We start from the raw sequence: 19,126 nt of genomic DNA, 5'->3' as shown, positions 1-19,126 counted from the left end.
TCAGCGACCCGCCTGCCAGTCGCCGAACCGGATGCCGGCCAGGATGCCGTCGTCGCCGGTGACCAGGCTGGTGCGCTGCACCGGCGTGCCGAAGTAGGTGGCCTGTTTGTCGACCACGACGCGCTGCCCGCCGCCCTGCCGCTGCACCACCGCACGGGCCATGTCGGCGAACGACATCTTCTCCGGGCCGCCGATGTTGACGACGCCGCCCCGCGGAGGTGCCTGCGCCACGCGGGCGACCTGCTCGGCGACGTCGAAGACGGCGATCGGCTGAATCAACGCATCGGGGGCGTGCACCTCGTCGCCGACGATCAGCGATCCGGTGATCATCTCTGCGAATTCGTGAAACTGCGTGGCCCGCACGATCGTGTAGGGCAGCCCGGAGTCGATGATCGCGCGCTCCTGCACCACCTTCGCGCGCATGTAGCCGCTTTCGGGCAGCCCGTCGGCGCCGACGATGGACAGCGCGACGTAGTGCCCGACGCCGGCGTCTGCGGCCGCCGCGGTCAGGTTCGCCGTCGACCTCGTGAAGAAGTCCAGCACCGGATCGTCGTCGAACGAGGGCGAATTCGTGACATCGATTAGGACGTCGGCGCCGGACAGCGCGTCGGCGAGGCCCGCACCGGTGAGCACGTCGGCGCCCGTCGAGCGGGACGCCGCGACCACCTCATGGCCCGCGTTCTCGAGCAGTTCGACCACCTTCACGCCCACCTGTCCCGTGGCGCCCATGACCGTGACCCGCATGCTGTTCGTCATTTCAGAACCCTCCTCGATTGACCTGCCCTCAGCATCGCCGCCCCGTGGCCGTGGTCGCCCCCTGGAGAGTCCGTGGTCTTGCCCCGCCCACGGACAAGACGGAACCCCGGCGCCGCAGGGCGCCGGGGTTCCGGTTGAGCGTGTGCGTCGACCGAGGGGTCAGCCCTTGCGGGCCTTCACCTTCTCGGTCAGCTGCGGGGTGACCTTGAACAGGTCGCCGACGATGCCGAGGTCGGCGATCTCGAAGATCGGCGCCTCCTCGTCCTTGTTCACCGCGATGATCGTCTTCGACGTCTGCATGCCGGCGCGGTGCTGGATCGCCCCGGAGATGCCGAGGGCGATGTACAGCTGCGGCGACACCGTCTTGCCGGTCTGGCCGACCTGGAACTGGCCCGGGTAGTAGCCGGAGTCGACCGCGGCACGCGACGCACCGACGGCGCCGCCGAGCGCGTCGGCCAGCTCCTCCACCACGTTGAAGTTCTCGGCGCTGCCGACACCGCGGCCACCGGACACCACGACCGTGGCCTCGGCGAGCTCGGGACGGTCACCGGCCACCGCGGGCTCACGCGCGGTGATCCTGGTGGCGTTCTCCGCCTGCTCCGGCACCTCGACGTTGACGACCTCGCCTGCGCCGTCGGACGGCTCGGCGTCGAGCGAACCGGCGCGCAGCGTGATCACCGGCAGCTCGCCGGTGGACTCCGCCTCGACGGTGAAGGCGCCACCGAAGATCGAGTGGATGGCCACGCCACCCTCCTTGACCTCGACGACGTCGGTCAACACACCGGACCCGATGCGGGCGGCGAGCCGGCCCGCGATCTCCTTGCCGTCGGCGTTCGACGACAGCAGCACGGCGGCCGGCGACGCCGACTCCACCAGCGATGCCAGCACGTCGACCTGCGGGGTGATCAGGTAGTTCTCCGCGTCGTCGGACTCGGCGACGTAGATCTTCGCGGCGCCGGCGGCTTTGAGGCCGTCGACGAGCGGCTCGGCGGTGCCGGGCTTGCCCACCACGACGGCGGAGGGCTCACCGAGCACGCGGGCGGCGGTGATCAGTTCGGAGGTGACCTTCTTCAGGGCACCTTCGGCGTGTTCGACGAACACGAGTACTTCAGCCATGGGTTTGTCTTTCGCCTCTTCTAGGAATGTCTGGTCGGGTCGCGGCTAGATGATCTTCTGGGCCACGAGGTACTCGGCGACCTTCGCGCCGCCCTCGCCCTCGTCGGTGACCTTCTCGCCTGCCGTCTTCGGCGGCTTGGGGGTCGACGACAGCACCTTGGAACCGGCATTGGCGACGCCGACCTCGTCGGCCTCGACACCGATCTCGGCCAGCGTGAGCTTGACCACTTCCTTCTTCTTCGCGGCCATGATGCCCTTGAAGGACGGGAAGCGCGGCTCGTTGATCTTCTCGTTCACGCTCACCACGGCGGGCAGCGAGGCCTCGAGGGTGAACACGCCGTCGTCGGTCTCCCGCTCGCCGGTGACCTTGCCGTCCTCGACGCTCAGCTTGCGCACGTGCGTCAGCTGCGGCAGGCCCAGGTACTCGGCGATGATCGCCGGCACGGCGCCGCCGGTGCCGTCGGTGGCCTCGTTGCCTGCGATGACCAGCTCGGCGCCCTCGATGGTCCCCAGCGCGCGGGCCAGCGCCCACCCGGTCTGGACCATGTCGGAGCCGTGCAGCTGCTCGTCGACGAGGTGGACCGCCTTGTCGGCGCCCATCGACAGCGCCTTGCGGATGGCCTCGGTGGCGCGCTCCGGCCCGGCGGTCAGCACGGTGACGGTGCTGTCGTCGCCCTGGCGCTCCTTGATCAGCAGCGCTTCTTCGACCGCACGCTCGTTGATCTCGTCGAGCACGGCGTCGGCGGCTTCCCGATCGAGCGTGTAGTCCCCGTCGGACAGCTTCCGCTCGGACCACGTGTCAGGGACCTGTTTGATCAGGACCACGATGTTCGTCATGACTCTGGTTCGTCCTCCTCGGTGAGGCCGATGGGCCGGCCTGCATTACCACGTTTCAAGCAACTGCCACCATGTTACCCGTCGGTAACTTGTGGTGGCCGTACTGACACCATAGCTGGTCGAAGTTTGCGCGCTGACCTCCCCTAAGCAGGGGCGGCGTGGAGGAACTGTTCGCGAATCGGCCATCGGCGCTTCGCCTGGGTTAGCCTGCCTTCCGATGAGCGCATTCCTGACGGGGGCGGTCGGGGACGGCCCTGGCCGGACACCCCCTGCCCTGCCGCTGACCGGCGAGCGGACCATCCCCGGCCTGGCCGAGGAGAACTACTGGTTCCGCAGGCACGAGGTCGTCTACCGGCGGCTGGCGGCCCGCTGCGCCGACCGCGACGTGCTCGAGGCCGGGTGCGGCGAGGGCTACGGCGCCGACCTGATCGCCGACGTGGCGCGCCGGGTGATCGGCCTGGACTACGACGAGGCGACCGTCGCCCACGTGCGCGCCCGCTACCCGCGCATCGAGATGCACCACGGCAACCTGGCCGCGCTCCCGCTGCCCGACGCCTCCGTCGACGTCGTGGTGAATTTCCAGGTGATTGAACACCTCTGGGACCAGCCGCAGTTCGTCGCCGAATGCCTGCGGGTGCTGCGGCCCTCCGGCGTCCTGCTGATGTCGACACCGAACAGGATCACGTTCACCCCCGGTAGCGACACCCCGGTCAACCCGTTCCACACCCGCGAACTCAACGCCGACGAGCTGACCGAACTGCTGACCGGTGCCGGCTTCGCCCTGGAGGGGATCCACGGCGTCTTCCACGGCCCCGGCCTGACCGCACTCGACGCCCGGCACGGCGGCTCGATCATCGACGCCCAGATCGCCCGCGCGGTGGCCGACGCCCCGTGGCCGGCGGACCTGCTGGCCGACGTCGCCGCGGTCACCGTCGACGACTTCGACCTGACGCCCGCGGCCGAGCGCCCGATCGACGACAGCCTCGATCTGGTGGCGATCGCGGTGCGGCCGTGACAGATCCGAACCCCGGGTCGGCCCCCTACCCTCCGGGTGGGAGGTACCCCCGTCGCTCCTGCCCGCCGAGCCCGAACCCCGCAGTACCCGGGCTCTTCACCCTGGTGCTGCACACGCACCTGCCGTGGCTGGCCCATCACGGCCGCTGGCCGGTCGGCGAGGAGTGGCTCTACCAGTCGTGGTCGGCGGCCTATCTCCCCCTGATGCGCGTGCTGCGCACGCTGGCCGCCGAAGGCCGGGGACACCTGCTCACCCTCGGGATGACGCCGGTGGTGACCGCGCAGCTCGACGAGCCGTACTGCCTGACCGGTATGCACCACTGGCTGGCCAACTGGGAGCTGCGGGCACTCGAGGCCGCGACGCTGCGCACGTCGACCGCCACCGGCGCGGCCTCCGCCCCGGAGGCATTACGCGCGTTCGGGGCGCACGAACACCGGGTGGCGAACGAGGCGCTCGAGGACTTCACTACGCTGTGGCGCCACGGCGGCAGCCCGCTTCTGCGCCAGCTGATCGACGCCGACGCCATCGAACTGCTGGGCGGGCCGCTCTCGCACCCGTTCCAGCCACTGCTCAACCCGCGGCTGCGGGAGTTCGCGCTGCGCGAGGGCCTGGCCGACGCCGGCCAGCGGTTCGCCCATGTGCCCACCGGCATCTGGGCGCCGGAGTGCGCCTACGCGCCCGGCATGGAGACCGAGTACGCCGCCGCGGGCGTCGGGCACTTCATGGTCGACGGGCCGTCGCTGCACGGGGACACCGCACTGGGCCGCCCGGTCGGCGCGTCGGATGTCGTCGCGTTCGGCCGTGACCTGCAGGTCAGCTACCGGGTGTGGTCACCGAAGTCCGGCTATCCGGGCCACGGCGCCTATCGCGACTTCCACACCCACGACCACGTCACCGGGCTCAAACCGGCCCGGGTCACCGGGCGCAACGTGGCGTCCGAGGACAAGGCGCCGTACGACCCGCAGCGCGCGAGCGCGGCCGTCGACGGACACGTCGCCGACTTCGTCGACACCGTGCGGCAGCGTCTGATCGCCGAGAGCGAGCGGATCGGCAGGCCCGCGCACGTCGTGGCCGCCTTCGACACCGAGCTGTTCGGGCACTGGTGGTACGAGGGCCCGGAGTGGCTGGCGCGGGTGCTGCGAGCACTTCCCGAAGCCGGCGTCCGGGTCGGCACCCTCTCCGACGCCGTCGCCGGCGGATACGTCGGCGCACCGGTCGAACTACCGCCCAGCTCATGGGGTTCGGGCAAGGACTGGCAGGTGTGGGCGGGCGAGCAGGTCGCCGACCTGGTGCAGCTCAACAGCGAGGTCACCGAGACGGCGCTCAGCACCGTCGACAAGGCCCTCGCTCAGACCTCGGCCGTCGGATCGCCATCGGCGCGTGACCACGTCGCCGACCAGATCCTGCGCGAGACACTGCTGACGGTGTCGAGCGACTGGCCGTTCATGGTCAGCAAGGACTCGGCCGCCGACTACGCGCGCTACCGCGCCCACCTGCACGCCCACGCCACCCGTGAGATCGCCGGGGCGCTGGCCTCCGGCCGCCGCGACACCGCGCAGCGGCTCGCCGACGGCTGGAACCGCGCCGACGGACTGTTCGGCGCGCTCGACGCCCGGCGGCTCCCGCGATGAGCCGGACCCGGTCACGCCCATGAAGGTGTTGATGGTGTCGTGGGAGTACCCGCCGGTGGTCATCGGCGGACTCGGCCGCCACGTCCACCACCTCGCGACCGCACTGGCAGAGGCCGGTCACGAGGTCGTCGTGCTCAGCCGCCGGCCCACCGGCACCGATCCCAGCACCCACCCGTCGACGGACGAGTACAGCGAGGGCGTGCGCGTCGTCGCCGCGGCGCAGGATCCGCACGACTTCGACTTCGGCACCGACATGATGGCCTGGGTCCTCGCGATGGGGCACTCCATGGTCCGGTCGGGCCTCACGCTGCGCCACACCGCCGACGGCGCGCCATGGCGGCCCGACGTCGTGCACGCGCACGACTGGCTGGTGGCGCATCCGGCCATCGCTCTCGCCGAGTTCTTCGACGTGCCACTCGTCTCCACCATCCACGCCACCGAGGCGGGCAGGCACTCGGGCTGGGTGTCCGGCAAGATCAGTCGCCAGGTGCACGCGGTCGAATCGTGGCTGGTGCACGAATCCGATTCGCTCATCACGTGTTCGGCCTCCATGAGCGACGAGATCACCGAACTGTTCGGCCCCGGCCTCGCCGAGGTCCGGGTGATCCGCAACGGCATCGATGCCGGCCTCTGGCCGTTCGCCACCCGGCGCGCCCGGAACGGCGCGCCACACCTGCTGTTCGTCGGCCGGTTGGAGTACGAGAAGGGCATCCACGACGCCATCGCCGCGCTTCCGCGGATCCGGCGCGCGCATCCCGGCACCACACTGACGATCGCCGGTGACGGCACCCAGGAGCAGTGGCTCGTCGAACAGGCACGAAAGCACAAGGTGCGCAAGGCGACACGATTCGTCGGGCGGCTCGGACACGATGACCTGGTGGCGATGCTGCACACCGCCGACGCGGCCGTGCTGCCGAGCCACTACGAGCCGTTCGGCATCGTCGCACTCGAGGCCGCCGCCACCGGCACCCCCCTGGTGACCACGAACGTGGGCGGACTCGGCGAGGCCGTCATCGACGGGGAGACCGGGATGTCATGCGCTCCGCGCGATGTCGCGGGGCTCGCGGCCGCCGTCGTCGCGGTGCTCGACGATCCGCAGGCGGCGCAGCGCCATGCCATCGCCGCCCGCGACCGGCTCACCTCCGACTTCGACTGGCACACCGTCGCCGCCGACACCGCACAGGTCTACCTGGCAGCCAAACGCGGTGAGCGTGAACCACATCCGCGTCGGCCCACGATCGAACACGCCCTTCCCGGCCGGTAGCCGGTACATCAACCGCCCGACGTCCCCGTCCAGTACTCGGCGATGCGCCCATCGGCGATACGCAGGATGTCATTGCCGGAGAACCGCGCCTCCCCCGAACTGTGCCGACCGTGCCCGATCCACCGTCCGGCCATCAGCTCCCCGTCGGTGAACGGGCCCAGCACGATCTGGAAGGTGAGCTCCTCGAAAGCGGAGCGGGTCTCTTCGATGATCGCCGCCAGTTCCGCCGTGCCGCGGATGTCCCGGCCGGGCCAGTGGCCGACGAAGTCGTCGGCGACCAGGTCGGCGGGCACCGGCCCGCCGGACCACACCTCGTGCACCCACCTCTCGAACAGCGTTGCCGCTCCACCGGACTCGCTCATATCCAGTCCTTTCTCCGGTTCAGACGAGGAAGCAGAAGACGCCGACGGCCATGCAGATGACGAGCATGCCCGTCGCATTGAGGAACAGATTCCGGCCGTAATCGCGTGCGCGGACATGGGCGGCGACGGCACACAGGAAGTACGCCACGAGCGCCGCGCAGGTCAACGCCGCCAGGTGAGGGATCCAGAGCCCGGCCACCAGCCCGGCCGCGGCGGCCAGTTTGATCGGCGGCATCAGCCACCAGAGGCGTTGCGGCCAGTTCACCCCCCGGAAGCAGTCTGCGATGAATGCGGCCGGCTTGATGCACAGAACCGCGTCCACGAGCTGAATGACCGCCAGCACCACGACGGGCCACTGCGGGTCGGGGAGCGGCGTCACGGATCAAAACATACCGTACCGTATGCTTTGGCTCAAGCGTCCGAACCGGGGACGAGCGGCAGCAGCGTCTCGTAGACGCGCCCCAGTTCCTCGGGCTCGACGGGCGGAACCGACACCGCAGCGCCGAGGGCGACGAGATACGGCAGCAGTGCGGCCACCCGCGCATCGGCGTCGGTCGCGACATGGGGGCGCCAGATCCGCTGGAGAGCCGTCAGCCTGGCCCTGTCGATGCGACCCTGCACCCGGTTGACCTCGTCGTCCCAGGTCGCCCACGCACGGACCGCCAATTCGAGCTGGGGACGGTAAAGGCCCTCTCCCCCAGCGGAAACGAGACCGGTGAGCCGGGTCAGCACGGCGCGGGCATCACCGGGCGCCCGCGCGGCGTCGATCTCGCGCTCCATGGCATCGACGGCCATCGCCTCGAAATGCGCGAGCAGTTCCCGCTTGTAGCCGTCGGCACCGCTGAAGTGATGGTGGAACGAGCCCTTCGACAACTTCAGCCTGGCCGCGATGCGGTCGATCCGCAAACCGCTCGCGCCGTCGGCGGCCAGCACCCGAAGGCCGGCATCCAGCCACTTCTCCCGCGTGTTGTTCCTGTTCACGAACGCCTCGACATGAGGTCATATCATACTGGACCGTATGGTTTGGTAGGAGGAGCGACGCGTCGAGTTCCTCAGTTCGGAACAGGGGTCAGCGGGCGGCTTTCTTGCGTTCGATGTCGGCCAGCGCCGCGGCGAGTTCGGCGCGCTGCGCGGCCGAGGTCTCCCAGGCGAGCTTGCGGTTCTTGACCACCTTCGCCGGGGCGCCGACGGCGATCGAGAAGTCCGGGACGTCGCCCCTGACCACCGCGTGCGAGCCCAGCACACAGCCGCGCCCGACGGTGGTGTTGCGCAGCACGGTGACCTTGACGCCGACCCAGGTGTCGGGCCCGATCCGCACCGGGCCCTTGACGATGCCCTGGTCCTTGATCGGCAGGTCGATGTTGTCCATCCGGTGGTCGAAGTCGCAGATGTAGCACCAGTCGGCCATCAGCACCGAATCGCCCAGCTCGATGTCGAGGTAGGTGTTGATCACGTTGTCGCGGCCCAGCACCACCTTGTCGCCGATGCGCAGCGATCCCTCGTGGCAGCGGATCGTGTTCTTGTCGCCGATGTGCACCCAGCGGCCGATCTCCATCGTCGACAGCTCCGGGGTCGCCTCGATCTCCACGCCCTTGCCCAGGAACACCATGCCGCGGGTGATGATGTGCGGGTTGCGCAGCTTGAACTTCAGCAGCCGCCAGTAGCGCACCAGGTACCACGGCGTGTACGCCTTGTTGGCCAGCACCCACTTCAGCGAGGCCACGGTGAGGAAATTCGCCTGCCGCGGATCGCCCAGCCGCGAGCCGCGCCAGCGCTTGTGCAACGGCGCACCCCACATCGTCGTCATGGCCGCAAAGCCTACGCGAGCACCAGGTCTGGTTTCCCGGGTCGCCGCGTCACGCTTGCCGGGTGGCCGGGGCGCCGCCCCACCGGGTTACCCTCACGTGGGCCGCGCATCACGCCCCGGACGAGAGGACTGACGGAGCACTGTGTACCGGCGACTGACCGTGCTGGTGATGACGGCGCTGCTCGCGGGCGTGCTCGCCGGTTGCGGGGACACCGACGGCTGGGTCGAGTCGAAGGCCGCCTCGGGGTGGTCCGCCCAGTACGGCGACGCCGCGAACAGCAGCTACACCGCCGACGCCGGGCCGGGAGCCCTCACGCTGGAGTGGACCCGATCGGTCAAGGGTGACCTCGGTGCCGCCGTCGCGCTGGGTTCCGGCAACTATCTGGCCGCCAATGCGCAGACGCCGGCGGGCTGCTCACTGATGGTGTGGGAGTTCGACAACCTCGCGCGACAGCGCTGGTGCACGCGGCTGGTGCAGGGCGGCGGCGGAGCCAGTCCCCTCTTCGACGGATTCGACAACCTCTACGTCGGCCAGCCCGGCGCCATCGTGTCCTTCCCGCCGACGCAGTGGATCCGCTGGCGCCAGCCGGTGATCGGCATGCCCACCACCCCGCGCCTGCTCACCGACGGGCTGTTGCTGGTGGTGACGCACCTCGGCCAGGTGCTGACGTTCGACGGGCACCGCGGAACGGTGGAGGGCGCGCCGCTCGACCTGGTCGCGGGTGTCGATCCCACGGACTCCGTGCGCGGCCTCGCCGACTGCCGGACCGCTCGGCGCGGCTGCCCGGTGGCGGCGGCGCCGGCCTTCTCGGCGCAGACCGGCACCGTGGTGCTGACACTGTGGGAGCCCGCCGCCGACGCGCCCGTCCTCGTCGGACTGCGCTACCGCGCCGGTCAGCGCCCACTGCTGACCCGCGAGTGGACCAGTGAGGCGGTGGGGCGCGGGCCCCTGGCCAGCCCGGTGCTCTCCGCCGACGGCGCCACCGTCTACGTCAACGGCCGCGACTCGCGGCTGTGGGCATTGAACAGCGCCGACGGCACGCCGAAGTGGTCGGTGCCGCTGGAGTACCTCGCGCAGACCCCGCCGTCGGTGTCGCCCGACGGGCTGATCCTCACCGGCGGCGGCCCAGGCTCCCGCCTGCTCGCCGTCCGCGACGAGGGTGACCGCGGCGAAGTCGCCTGGACCCGCGACGACGTCGCGCCGCTGACCACCGCCAGCCGGGCCGGTGCGCTCGCCTACACGGTGGTCCCCGACGGCGAGCGCGGGCAGGCGCTGTTGGTCGTCGACGCAGGCGACGGCCGCACGGTGAACAGCTATCCGCTGCCGGAAGCCACCGGGTGGCCGGTAGGGGTGTCGATCGCGCACGACGGTCGCATCGTCACCGCCACCAGCGACGGTCAGGTGTACGGCTTCGCGCCGGCCTGATGTATCGGCTCCTAGACCGCCAGCATCGGAGCGATCGCGGCCCGCGGGACCGACACCTGGTTCGCCCCCGCAGCGCCGGCCATCAGCTCGCCCTGGGCGAAGAAGAACACCACAGCGTCGTCGGAGATCGCGAAGTTCTGATAGTTGTCGGCGTTCATTCCGTTTTCAGGGGCGATCGCCACGTCGGGGCCGAGCTGGCGCTGCACCTCGCGCTGGACGATCGGGTAGATCGTGTCCAGCGGCAGCGTGCCGGGCTTGAACAGGTTGTCGAACGTGACCGGCCGCTGTCCGTCGAGGTTGTAGTTGAACGCCTTGAACCAGGTGCTCGGGTGGGCGCCGCCGACGTTCTGGTACACCTCGAACACCAGGCTCTGGGTGCCCTTCGGGGCCATGCCCGAGTGGTAGGTGGTGCCCTTCGCGTCCAGCACGTAGGGCAGGTCGCGGTTGCCGGGCGTCTGCGACACGTTGACGAATCCGTCCCGGGTCTGGGTCAGGTAGGCCGCGACCGCCTGCTCGTCCGGATAGCCGGCCGGGAAGCTGTAGTCCAGCGTGTATGTCGAGGTGGCGGCGTGCACGCGACATGTCTGCTCGCCGTCGAGCGCGCCGCCCAGATCGGCGCACGCCGACTGCGCACCCGCGACGGCCATGCCCGGCCAGCCGATAAGGACACCGGCCGCCAGTACGGCGGCCATCTTGGCAATACCCATCGTCAGTCGTCCTCGCAGATGATGTCGGACACCGGTTCGAGTCACCGGCGCGTCCATGTCAGCGTACGTGTCCGCTCAGCGGTCCGGCCGGCAGATGAACGCCGTTGCCCGGCTTGCGGTCCCGGACCCGAGCCGGGTCAGCACCACCGCGACGTGCGCCGAACCGCGCAGCCGCAGCCGCCGCCGCAGCGCATCGGGGTCCACATCGAGGCCGCGCACCAGGATCTCGACCGCCCCCACGTCGTGGGCCGCCAGCGCATCGCGCAGCCGCCGCTCGCTGAAACCGACCTCGTCGAGCACCTCGAATCCGCGCACACCATCGGGCACCGAGTCACCCGACAGGTAGGCGATGTCCGGGTCGAGTTGCCACAGGCCGTGCCGGGCGGCCCAGTGCCGCACCAGCCCGGCGCGCACCACCGCGCCGTCGGGGTCGACGATCCACCGGCCTGCGGGTCCGACCGGGCAGTCGTCGGGTTCGGTGTCGGTGATCTCCTCGGCGCGGTCGAGCACGGTCGCGCGCCGGGTGACACCGCCGGCGGTCAGCCCCGCCGACCACAGGCATGCCTCCCGCACGCTTCCCGCCAACGACGTCACCTCGACCTCGCCGGCGAATCCGAGGTCCGGAAGCCGGCCGAAATCGATTCCGGGAGCGCACTTCACGACGATGTCGCGGCCGCGGTACACGTCGAACAGCGCATCGAGGGCCGGGGTGTAGTCGCGCGGGTCGAACCGCCGTCGCCCGGCACTGCGGCGGGCGGGATCGAGCAGCACGACGGTGTCCCGGCTGACCGGCCGGAGCGCGTCGGCCCGGCACACCAGGACCTCGGCGCCGCCCCGCGCGAGGTTGTGCCGCGCCATCGACAACCTCACAGGGTCGATGTCGCTGCCCATCACCACCGAGGCCGAATCACGAAGCGCGGCAAGCTCACTGCCGATCGAGCAGGTGGCGTCGTGCACACGCGCGCCGCGAAGGCGACGCGCCCGGTGGGCGGCCACCGGGGCGGCCGTCGCCTGCTGCAGCGCCTCGTCGGTGAGCAGCCAGCCCGACGGGTCGCCGACCTTGGCGACGGCGCGCCTGCGCAGCCGCACGGTCTCCACCAGGACGATCGCGCGCGTACCGAATCGGTCTCGCACAGAAGCGATGTCGCGCACCAGCGTGCTGTCGACCAGCTCCAGGCGCGCTACTTCCCGCAGCGCGCTCGCGCCGGCCTCGCCCTGCAGGTACTCGACGTCGTCGAGCGTGAACGCTACGACGGCTTGACCCCGGTGACCATCACGTTGTAGAACCAGCCCTTCGGCACGACGCGGCGCCAGACGTTGGCGTCCACCCAGCTCAGCGTGGTCCAGCCGTTGAACGCGAACTTCGCCCAGCCCCATCCGAGCTTGCCCGGCGGCACCGTCGACTCGAAGGTGCGCACCGGCCAGCCCAGCATCGCCGCGGTGAACTCCTCGCTGGCCGTCTGCACCGAGACCGCACCGGCGTTGGTCGCCATCTTCTCGAGGTCGGCCGGGTCGAAGGTGTGCAGGTCGACGATCCACTCCAGCGCGGCCGCCCGCGAGTTCTCGTCGAGTTCCTCCTGCGGCCGGCGCCAGCTGCTCAGGCCGGGCAGCTTCATCGCCGCGACGGTGGTCTTCCAGGTCAGGTCGGCCAGCGTGCGGGCGTAGGTGTTGCCGATGGTCGTCGGCTCGCCGGCGAAGACGAACCGGCCGCCGGGTTTGAGCACCCGCACGACCTCGCGCAGCGACAGTTCCACGTCGGGGATGTGGTGCAGCACCGCGTGGCCGACCACCAGGTCGAAGGTGTCGTCCTCGTACGGGATGCCCTCGGCGTCGGCCACCCGGCCGTCGACGTCCAGTCCGAGCGACTGGCCGTTACGGGTGGCGACCTTCACCATGCCGGGCGACAGGTCGGTCACCGATCCGCGCCGTGCCACGCCCGACTGGATGAGGTTGAGCAGGAAGAACCCGGTGCCGCAGCCCAGCTCCAGAGCCCGGTCGTAGGGCAGTTCGCGCTGTTCCTCGGCGGGCACGATGGCGTCGAACCGGCCGCGGGCGTAGTCGATGCAACGCTGGTCGTACGAGATCGACCACTTGTCGTCGTAGCTCTCGGCCTCCCAGTCGTGGTACAGCACCTGGGCGAGTTTGGAGTCGTGGCGGGCGGCCTCGACCTGCTCTGCCGTGGCGTGCGGGTTCGGGACCGGAGCCGAATCGGTACTCGTCATGCAGGGCAGCCTAACCGGCGGCCCCGAAGCTGGCTTTCGCGGCGGCCAGCAGCTGCGGCGGATAGTCGGCGAAGCGCAGGGCCCAGGCCAGCGCGGCGTCGTAGACGTGGTCGGGCGCGACCAGCTCGTCGACCAGCCCGAGTGCATGCGCTTCGGGGGCGCCGACGAACCGGCCGCTGAACACCAGGTCCTTGGCCCTGCTCTCGCCCACCGCGCGGGTCAGCCGTGCTGCGGCCGAGGCGTCGGGTGACCGGCCGCCGAGGATCTCCGTGGACCCGAACTTCGCGTTGTCCCCGCTGACCCGCCAATCCGCGGCCAGCGCCAGCGTCAGCCCGCTGCCCAGCGCGTAGCCGGTGATCGCGGCGACGGTCGGCTTCGGCAGAGCGGCCAGCGCGGCGATCGCCTCACGGGCCGTGCGGGCGGCCGCGTCGGCTTCCTCGGGATCCAGGGTGCGCAGTTCCGGGACGTCGTCCCCGGCGCAGAAGATCTCGTGGCCGCCGAAGACGATGACCGCCAGGACGTCGTCGCGGTCGCCGGCCTCGGCCGCCGCGGCGGCCACCTCCCGGTACATCTGCCGGGTCAGCGCATTGGTCGGCGGCCGCGACAGCAGCAGCGTCGCGATCCCCGGCCGGTCATCGACCGGGCCGTTCCCCGGCTTACCCAGGACGACGTCGACGAACTCCCCCATGTTCAGTCGCCGCTGTATCCCTGCGGGGCGCGGTGGTCCCGGGCGGCGTTGTAGCGGTCACTGTCGAAGAACTCGATCTCCCAGTTGCCGTCGCGTGCGGCCAGGTGGGGTTCGACGGCCTCGATCCTGCGCTCCACCGCCAGCACCTCCGCGACGGTGTGGCCGGCCAGCGAGTCGAGCTGGGTCCACGTCGGCGGCAGCAGGAACGTGCGCCCGGCGGCGAAGTCGTCGAGCGCCTCGGTCGGGGTGATCCAGCCGGCCTGATCGGTCTCGGTGTTGTCGCCGTCGGCGCGCTGACCCTGCGGGATCGCGCCCACGAAGAAGTAGGTGTCGTAGCGGCGGGTGCGCTCCTCCTTCGGGGTCACCCAGTTCGCCCACGGGCGCAGCAGGTCGGCCCGCAGCACCAGCTTCTCCGTCTTCAGGAATTCGGCGAAGGACAGCGACCTGTCGACCAGCGCCTGCCGCTGCGCCCGGTACACCGAGGCGTCGTCGACCAGCACGTCGGGATCGTCGGCGGCGCCCGCGAACAGCACGCCGGACTCCTCGAACGTCTCGCGGGCGGCGGCGCACACCAGCGCGCCGGCCAGGTCGGTGTCCACGCCGAGCCGTCCGGCCCACCATGCCGGCTCCGGGCCGGCCCAGGCGATGTCGGCGTTGCGGTCGCGCTTGTCGACGCCGCCGCCGGGGAACACCATCACCCCGGCCACGAAGTCCATCGCCGAGTGCCTGCGCATCAGGAAGACCTCGATGGGTGCGCCCTGACGCCCGTCGCGGATCAGCATCACCGTCGCCGCGGGCCGGGGCACCAGAGGATCGGGGGATCCCTCGGTCATGCACGCCTCCTGTGTGCCGCGCGGCTGCGGGTGCGCCGCGCGAAGTAGCGGCCGTCGACGTTCTCCAGGGCGATCGACTGGCCGAACGCCGTGGACAGGTTCTCGGCGGTGAGCACGTCGGTCAACAGACCCGAGGCGACCACGTGGCCCTCCGACAGGATCAGGCCGTGGCTGAACCCGCGGGGCACCTCCTCGACGTGGTGGGTGACCAGCACCATGGCCGGCGCGTCGGGGTCTGCGGCGAGATCCTCCAACCGCGCCACGAGTTCCTCGCGCCCGCCGAGGTCCAGGCCGGCCGCCGGCTCGTCGAGCAGCAGCAGTTCGGGGTCGGTCATCATCGACCGCGCGATGAGCACCCGCTTGCGTTCCCCTTCGGACAGCGTGCCGTAGAGACGTTCGGCGAGGTGCTCGGCGCCGACGCTCTCCAGCATGTCGACCGCCTGCGCGTAGTCGACGTCCTCATAGGACTCCCGCCAGCGCCCCAGCACCGCGTATCCGGCGGACACCACCAGGTCGCGGACCACCTCGTCGTCCGGAACCCGTTGCGACAGTGCAGAACTGCTCAGACCGACCCGCGAGCGCAGTTCGGCCATGTCGGCCCGGCCGAGCCGTTCGCCCAGCACGAACGCGGTGCCGCTCGACGGATGCTCCATGGCGGCCGCGATCCGCAGCAGCGACGTCTTGCCTGCACCGTTCGGCCCGATGACCACCCAGCGTTCGTCGAGTTCCACCGCCCAGGTGACGGGTCCGACGAGCGTCCGGCCGCCGCGGCGCAGCGTGACCCGGGCGAAATCGATCAGCAGGTCGGGGTCGGCCGTGTCAGCTGCGGTGTCTTCTTCCGGCACTCGCCCATCGTAGTGTTGCGCCGCCGTCGCGACGCCGGCCGCCTCGCGGCGATTCGCCCGCCGGAATCGTCGGCGCCGACCACCGGCGCCCAGCCGCTGACGGCGAGGAGCCGTTTCGGCGTCAGCCACACGAACATCTGCACGAGCGGCCCGATCCCGAACGCGTAGACCAGCGTGCCGACGCCGACGGTGCCGCCGAGCAGCCAGCCGACCGTCAGCACCGTGACCTCGATCGTGGTCCGCACCAGCCGCACGGACCGGCCGGTGCGTGCGACCAGCCCGGTCATCAGGCCGTCCCGCGGTCCCGGTCCTAGGCCTGCGCCGACGTAGAGGACCGTGCTGAACGCGTTGAGCAGGACGGCGGTCACCATCCAGCCGATCCGGACCGGCATCGACACCGGCGCAGGCAGGACGGCGAGGGTGGCGTCGACGGTGACCGCGATGACGATCACGTTGGCCACGGTGCCCACGCCCGGGCGGTTGCGCAGCGGGATCCAGGCCAGCAGCACGGCGACGCCGACCAACGCGGTGGCGAGGCCGAACGACATCCCGGTGTGGCCGGCCAGGCCCTGGTGGAACACGTCCCAGGGGTCGAGGCCGAGGCCGGCCCGCACCATCAGGGCCATCGAGAAGCCGTAACCGATCAGGCCGGCGAGGAGTGCGGCGCCGCGCAGCGACGCCCTTCGGGTCCGCGTCACGCGTGGTCGGGGAACCGGACGCGGATGGCGTCCAGTTCGCTGCGTATCCGGCGCAGATCAGAGTCCAGTTCGCCCGAGGTGGACCCCACCGGGCGGTATGAGAACAGGTTTGCGAGGCGCTCACCCAATTTTAGTATCCAGTTCGAAGCCATATGACGATTCTGGCCTTGACTGGCTTGCGGTCCAATAGCCAGTTGGCTCATACTGGCTGCAAATGAGCATCGACACGATGGCCCGCGCGCTCGACGAGGATCTACTGGCCCGCGATCTGGGCAACTGGCGCACATCGAGCCGGAGTGGCCCGGCGTACCAGGGCCTGGCCGACGGCATCCGGATGCTCCTCATTGACGGCCGGCTGCCGGTCGGCGCCCGGCTGCCGAGTGAGCGGGCGCTGGCCGACGCACTGCGGGTGTCGCGCACCACCGTCACCGCCGCCTACGCGCAGCTGCGCGACGACGGCTACCTCGTGGCCCGCCGCGGCGCCCGCAGCACCACCGCGCTCCCGGTCGCGGCCACGGCGTCCACCACGGTCGAGGCGTTCACGACACCCGGGATCTCGGTCAACCTCGCCAACGCCGCCCTTGCCGCTCCCGCGACGGCGGTGCTCGACGCCTTCACCACCGCGACCCGGCAGATCACGCCCTATCTGCAGGACATCGGCATCGAACTGACCGGTGTGCTGCCGCTGCGCGAGGCGATCGCCGAACGCTACTGCGCGCGGGGGCTGCCCACCGAGCCCGACGAGATCATGGTCACGACGGGAACGCTGCACGCGTTCGGGCTGATCCTGGCGACCTACACCCAGCCGGGCGACCGGGTGCTGGTCGATCAGCCGACGTACCACGGCGCGATCGCGGCCATCACCACCGCGGGCGGTCGCCCGGTGCCGGTGCCGCTCACCGAGGACGGCTGGGATCTCGGCGCGATGCACGCCGCGATCCGGCAGCTGGCGCCGAACCTGGCGTATCTGGTGCCCGACAACCACAACCCGACCGGGCTCACCATGCCGGCCGCCCATCGCCGGGAACTGGCCGACCTGATCGCCGACACCCGTACCCGCACCATCATCGACGAGACGATGACCGAGGTGTGGATCGACGAGCCCGTCCCCGCACCCGTCGCGAGCTTCCTGAACCGGCGGCGCGACCTGGTGATGACCCTCGGTTCGATGTCGAAGTCCTTCTGGGGCGGCCTGCGCATCGGCTGGATCCGCGCCGAGCGCAGCACCCTGGCCACCGTCGCGGCGCTGCGGCCGTCGATCGACATGGGCACGCCGATCTTCGAGCAGCTGGCCGCCGCGGAGCTGCTGCGGGTGGCCGAGGACGTACTGCCGGAGCGGCGTGAGCTGCTGCGCACCCGGCGGGCGCTGATGTTGTCGCTGCTCGAGGAGCACCTGCCCGATTGGCGGCCGTGCCCGGGCGGTGGCGGCCTTGCGCTGTGGGTGCGGCTGCCCGCCCCGATGAGTTCGGCGCTGTCGGCGGCCGCGTCGCGGATGGGGCTCGACGTGCCGCCGGGACCGCGGTTCGGTGTCGACGGCACCCTCGAGCGGTTCGTCCGGATCCCGTACACCCTGCCGCCGGATCAGATGGCCGACGCGGTGCGGCTGCTCGCGCGGGCCTGGCGCAGCGTCACCGGCTCCACCGGCTCCGAACCCCAGGCCCTGGTGGTCTAGTCGTCGAGGATCTCAACGCGGCGGACCATGCCGTCGACCGCGTCGGCGGCCTCGATCTCCCCGCGGGTGACACCCAGGATGAACAGCACGGTGTCCAGGTACGGGTGGCTCAGCGACGCGTCGGCGACCTCACGCAGCGCCGGTTTGGCGTTGAACGCCACGCCGAGCCCGGCCGCCGCGAGCATGTCGATGTCGTTGGCGCCGTCGCCCACGGCCACCGTCTGCTCCATCGGGACCCCGGCCTGCTGTGCGAAATCCCGCAGCGCCCTTGCCTTCCCGGGCCGGTCGACCACCTGCCCGACGACCCGGCCGGTCAACTTCCCGTCGACGATCTCCAGCTCGTTGGCCGCGACGTAGTCGAGCATCAGTTCGTGGGCCAGCGGTTCGATCACCTGGCGGAACCCGCCCGACACCACGCCGCAGTGGTAGCCCAGCCGGCGCAGTGTCCGGATCGTCGTGCGGGCGCCCGGCGTGAGCTCCAGCTGTTCGGCGACCTCGTCGAGCACCTCGGCGGGCAGCCCGGCCAGTGTGGCCACCCGGCGGTGCAGCGACTCCGCGAAGTCCAGTTCGCCGCGCATTGCCGCCTCGGTGACCTCGGCGACGGCGGCGAGCGCGCCGGCCCGGTCGGCGAGCATCTCGATGACCTCACCCTGGATGAGCGTCGAGTCCACGTCGAACACGATCAGCCGCTTGGCACGCCGCGAGATGCTGTAGTCCTCCAGCGCGAGGTCGACCTGTTCGTCGGCGGACACCCGCGCGAGCGCCGACTGCACGTGCTTGGCGAGCACCGTGGTCGGCACCGACACCCCGAGCTCCAGCCCGGTGACCGGATAGTCCGAGATGCCGCGGATGAAGTCGATGTTCACCCCGAGGAACGCCAGCTCGCGCGCCAGCGCATTGAACGCACCGGCGGTGAACGGCCGCCCGAGGGCGACGATGGTGTGCGTCGACAGGTGCCGCAGAACTGGGGAGTTGCCGCTGGGTTCGACGGTCACCTCGAGGCCCAGCCGGTGGATCACCTCGGTCACCTCCGCGCTCAGCGCATCGCCGTCGGCGAAGGCCGGGGGCGCCGACAGGAGCACACCGAGGGTGAGCCGGCCGCGGATGACCACCTGTTCGACGTTGAGCAGTTCGACGTTGTGCCGCGAGAGCACCTCGAACAACGCCGACGTGACGCCCGGCTGATCCACTCCGGTGACGGTGATCAGCACCGACACCTTGTCTGCTGCGTTCATCCCCTGATGTCG

20 protein-coding genes are annotated in these 19,126 nt (G+C 70.7%); 5 read left to right on the top strand and 15 right to left on the bottom strand.

Going from position 1 to position 19,126, the window contains the following annotated elements; translation table 11 throughout:
- The 3 genes from Q2100_RS03115 to Q2100_RS03105 form a co-directional block, all read right to left on the bottom strand.
- Positions 1-744, bottom strand: a complete 744-nt coding sequence (locus Q2100_RS03115; protein WP_302912851.1) for an SDR family oxidoreductase — start codon at positions 742-744, stop codon at positions 1-3.
- A gap of 171 nt (positions 745-915) precedes the next feature.
- Positions 916-1,872, bottom strand: a complete 957-nt coding sequence (locus Q2100_RS03110; protein WP_264011975.1) for an electron transfer flavoprotein subunit alpha/FixB family protein — start codon at positions 1,870-1,872, stop codon at positions 916-918.
- Positions 1,873-1,917: 45 nt separating this feature from the next.
- Entirely contained in the window at positions 1,918-2,709 is a 792-nt protein-coding gene (locus Q2100_RS03105; protein WP_264011976.1) for an electron transfer flavoprotein subunit beta/FixA family protein, read from the bottom strand.
- A 217-nt stretch (positions 2,710-2,926) separates the two neighbouring features.
- On the opposite strand from Q2100_RS03105, the gene Q2100_RS03100 reads away from it, so the two are divergent.
- The 3 genes from Q2100_RS03100 (at position 2,927) to Q2100_RS03090 (ending at position 6,619) form a co-directional block, all read left to right on the top strand.
- Positions 2,927-3,724: a class I SAM-dependent methyltransferase gene (locus Q2100_RS03100; RefSeq protein WP_302912821.1), complete on the top strand. Its 798-nt coding sequence runs from the start codon at positions 2,927-2,929 to the stop codon at positions 3,722-3,724.
- Positions 3,725-3,828: 104 nt separating this feature from the next.
- The gene (locus tag Q2100_RS03095; protein ID WP_302912820.1) at positions 3,829-5,355 is read left to right on the top strand and encodes a 1,4-alpha-glucan branching protein domain-containing protein; all 1,527 of its coding nucleotides are present in this window, start codon (positions 3,829-3,831) and stop codon (positions 5,353-5,355) included.
- Positions 5,356-5,374: 19 nt separating this feature from the next.
- Positions 5,375-6,619 carry a glycosyltransferase family 4 protein gene (locus Q2100_RS03090; protein WP_302912819.1) on the top strand — a complete coding sequence of 415 codons (1,245 nt, stop codon included), beginning with the start codon at positions 5,375-5,377 and terminating at the stop codon, positions 6,617-6,619.
- 8 nt (positions 6,620-6,627) lie between these two features.
- Here Q2100_RS03090 and Q2100_RS03085 read toward each other — a convergent pair whose 3' ends face one another.
- From Q2100_RS03085 to Q2100_RS03070, 4 genes are all read right to left on the bottom strand, one after another.
- Positions 6,628-6,981 (bottom strand): ester cyclase, encoded by a 354-nt coding sequence (locus Q2100_RS03085; RefSeq protein WP_302912818.1) that lies wholly within the window; start codon positions 6,979-6,981, stop codon positions 6,628-6,630.
- A gap of 19 nt (positions 6,982-7,000) precedes the next feature.
- A complete protein-coding gene (locus tag Q2100_RS03080) occupies positions 7,001-7,360 on the bottom strand; it encodes a DoxX family protein (protein WP_302912817.1) in 360 nt (119 codons plus the stop codon).
- Between the two features lie 32 nt (positions 7,361-7,392).
- The gene (locus tag Q2100_RS03075) at positions 7,393-7,962 is read right to left on the bottom strand and encodes a TetR/AcrR family transcriptional regulator (RefSeq protein WP_302912816.1); all 570 of its coding nucleotides are present in this window, start codon (positions 7,960-7,962) and stop codon (positions 7,393-7,395) included.
- An 88-nt stretch (positions 7,963-8,050) separates the two neighbouring features.
- Positions 8,051-8,788, bottom strand: coding sequence for an acyltransferase (locus Q2100_RS03070; protein ID WP_264011984.1), 738 nt, complete (start codon positions 8,786-8,788; stop codon positions 8,051-8,053).
- 142 nt (positions 8,789-8,930) lie between these two features.
- On the opposite strand from Q2100_RS03070, the gene Q2100_RS03065 reads away from it, so the two are divergent.
- A complete protein-coding gene (locus tag Q2100_RS03065) occupies positions 8,931-10,214 on the top strand; it encodes a BamB-related PQQ repeat family beta-propellar protein (RefSeq protein ID WP_302912815.1) in 1,284 nt (427 codons plus the stop codon).
- Between the two features lie 11 nt (positions 10,215-10,225).
- On the opposite strand, the gene Q2100_RS03060 is transcribed toward Q2100_RS03065, so the two are convergent.
- The 7 genes from Q2100_RS03060 to yczE form a co-directional block, all read right to left on the bottom strand.
- Positions 10,226-10,921 (bottom strand): esterase, encoded by a 696-nt coding sequence (locus Q2100_RS03060; RefSeq protein WP_302912814.1) that lies wholly within the window; start codon positions 10,919-10,921, stop codon positions 10,226-10,228.
- 75 nt (positions 10,922-10,996) lie between these two features.
- The gene (locus tag Q2100_RS03055) at positions 10,997-12,211 is read right to left on the bottom strand and encodes a THUMP-like domain-containing protein (protein WP_407667569.1); all 1,215 of its coding nucleotides are present in this window, start codon (positions 12,209-12,211) and stop codon (positions 10,997-10,999) included.
- The gene (locus tag Q2100_RS03050) at positions 12,169-13,143 is read right to left on the bottom strand and encodes a class I SAM-dependent methyltransferase (protein WP_302912813.1); all 975 of its coding nucleotides are present in this window, start codon (positions 13,141-13,143) and stop codon (positions 12,169-12,171) included. The genes Q2100_RS03055 and Q2100_RS03050 overlap by 43 nt, the downstream gene beginning before the upstream one ends.
- A gap of 10 nt (positions 13,144-13,153) precedes the next feature.
- On the bottom strand, positions 13,154-13,831 hold the full coding sequence (locus Q2100_RS03045; protein ID WP_302912812.1) for an enoyl-CoA hydratase: 678 nt from the start codon (positions 13,829-13,831) through the stop codon (positions 13,154-13,156).
- Positions 13,832-13,833: 2 nt separating this feature from the next.
- On the bottom strand, positions 13,834-14,664 hold the full coding sequence (locus Q2100_RS03040) for an NUDIX hydrolase (protein WP_269895089.1): 831 nt from the start codon (positions 14,662-14,664) through the stop codon (positions 13,834-13,836).
- A complete protein-coding gene (locus Q2100_RS03035) occupies positions 14,661-15,509 on the bottom strand; it encodes an ABC transporter ATP-binding protein (RefSeq protein WP_264011990.1) in 849 nt (282 codons plus the stop codon). The genes Q2100_RS03040 and Q2100_RS03035 overlap by 4 nt, the downstream gene beginning before the upstream one ends.
- Entirely contained in the window at positions 15,461-16,135 is a 675-nt protein-coding gene (gene yczE, locus Q2100_RS03030) for a membrane protein YczE (RefSeq protein WP_264012251.1), read from the bottom strand. Before yczE ends, Q2100_RS03035 begins: the two co-directional genes overlap by 49 nt.
- A gap of 286 nt (positions 16,136-16,421) precedes the next feature.
- Between yczE and yczR the strand changes: the two genes are divergently transcribed.
- Positions 16,422-17,879, top strand: coding sequence for a MocR-like transcription factor YczR (gene yczR, locus Q2100_RS03025; RefSeq protein WP_302912811.1), 1,458 nt, complete (start codon positions 16,422-16,424; stop codon positions 17,877-17,879).
- Here yczR and serB read toward each other — a convergent pair.
- The gene (gene serB, locus Q2100_RS03020) at positions 17,876-19,114 is read right to left on the bottom strand and encodes a phosphoserine phosphatase SerB (RefSeq protein ID WP_302912810.1); all 1,239 of its coding nucleotides are present in this window, start codon (positions 19,112-19,114) and stop codon (positions 17,876-17,878) included. The two genes, yczR and serB, sit on opposite strands and share 4 nt — an antisense overlap.
- Between the last annotated feature and the right edge of the window lie 12 nt (positions 19,115-19,126).

The organism is Mycolicibacterium arseniciresistens, from assembly GCF_030519285.1.
Taxonomy (GTDB): domain Bacteria; phylum Actinomycetota; class Actinomycetes; order Mycobacteriales; family Mycobacteriaceae; genus Mycobacterium; species Mycobacterium arseniciresistens.
This window is presented reverse-complemented; position numbering and strand designations above follow the sequence as displayed.

Bases quoted from the DNA above. Each gene is read 5' to 3' on its own strand.
- Q2100_RS03115 (WP_302912851.1), bottom strand. From the start codon at position 744: ATGCGGGTCACGGTCATGGGCGCCACGGGACAGGTGGGCGTGAAGGTG.
- Q2100_RS03110 (WP_264011975.1), bottom strand. From the start codon at position 1,872: ATGGCTGAAGTACTCGTGTTCGTCGAACACGCCGAAGGTGCCCTGAAG.
- Q2100_RS03105 (WP_264011976.1), bottom strand. From the start codon at position 2,709: ATGACGAACATCGTGGTCCTGATCAAACAGGTCCCTGACACGTGGTCC.
- Q2100_RS03100 (WP_302912821.1), top strand. From the start codon at position 2,927: ATGAGCGCATTCCTGACGGGGGCGGTCGGGGACGGCCCTGGCCGGACA.
- Q2100_RS03090 (WP_302912819.1), top strand. From the start codon at position 5,375: ATGAAGGTGTTGATGGTGTCGTGGGAGTACCCGCCGGTGGTCATCGGC.
- Q2100_RS03085 (WP_302912818.1), bottom strand. From the start codon at position 6,981: ATGAGCGAGTCCGGTGGAGCGGCAACGCTGTTCGAGAGGTGGGTGCAC.
- Q2100_RS03070 (WP_264011984.1), bottom strand. From the start codon at position 8,788: ATGACGACGATGTGGGGTGCGCCGTTGCACAAGCGCTGGCGCGGCTCG.
- Q2100_RS03060 (WP_302912814.1), bottom strand. From the start codon at position 10,921: ATGGGTATTGCCAAGATGGCCGCCGTACTGGCGGCCGGTGTCCTTATC.
- Q2100_RS03050 (WP_302912813.1), bottom strand. From the start codon at position 13,143: ATGACGAGTACCGATTCGGCTCCGGTCCCGAACCCGCACGCCACGGCA.
- Q2100_RS03045 (WP_302912812.1), bottom strand. From the start codon at position 13,831: ATGGGGGAGTTCGTCGACGTCGTCCTGGGTAAGCCGGGGAACGGCCCG.
- Q2100_RS03040 (WP_269895089.1), bottom strand. From the start codon at position 14,664: ATGACCGAGGGATCCCCCGATCCTCTGGTGCCCCGGCCCGCGGCGACG.
- yczE (WP_264012251.1), bottom strand. From the start codon at position 16,135: ATGGCCCTGATGGTGCGGGCCGGCCTCGGCCTCGACCCCTGGGACGTG.
- yczR (WP_302912811.1), top strand. From the start codon at position 16,422: ATGAGCATCGACACGATGGCCCGCGCGCTCGACGAGGATCTACTGGCC.
- serB (WP_302912810.1), bottom strand. From the start codon at position 19,114: ATGAACGCAGCAGACAAGGTGTCGGTGCTGATCACCGTCACCGGAGTG.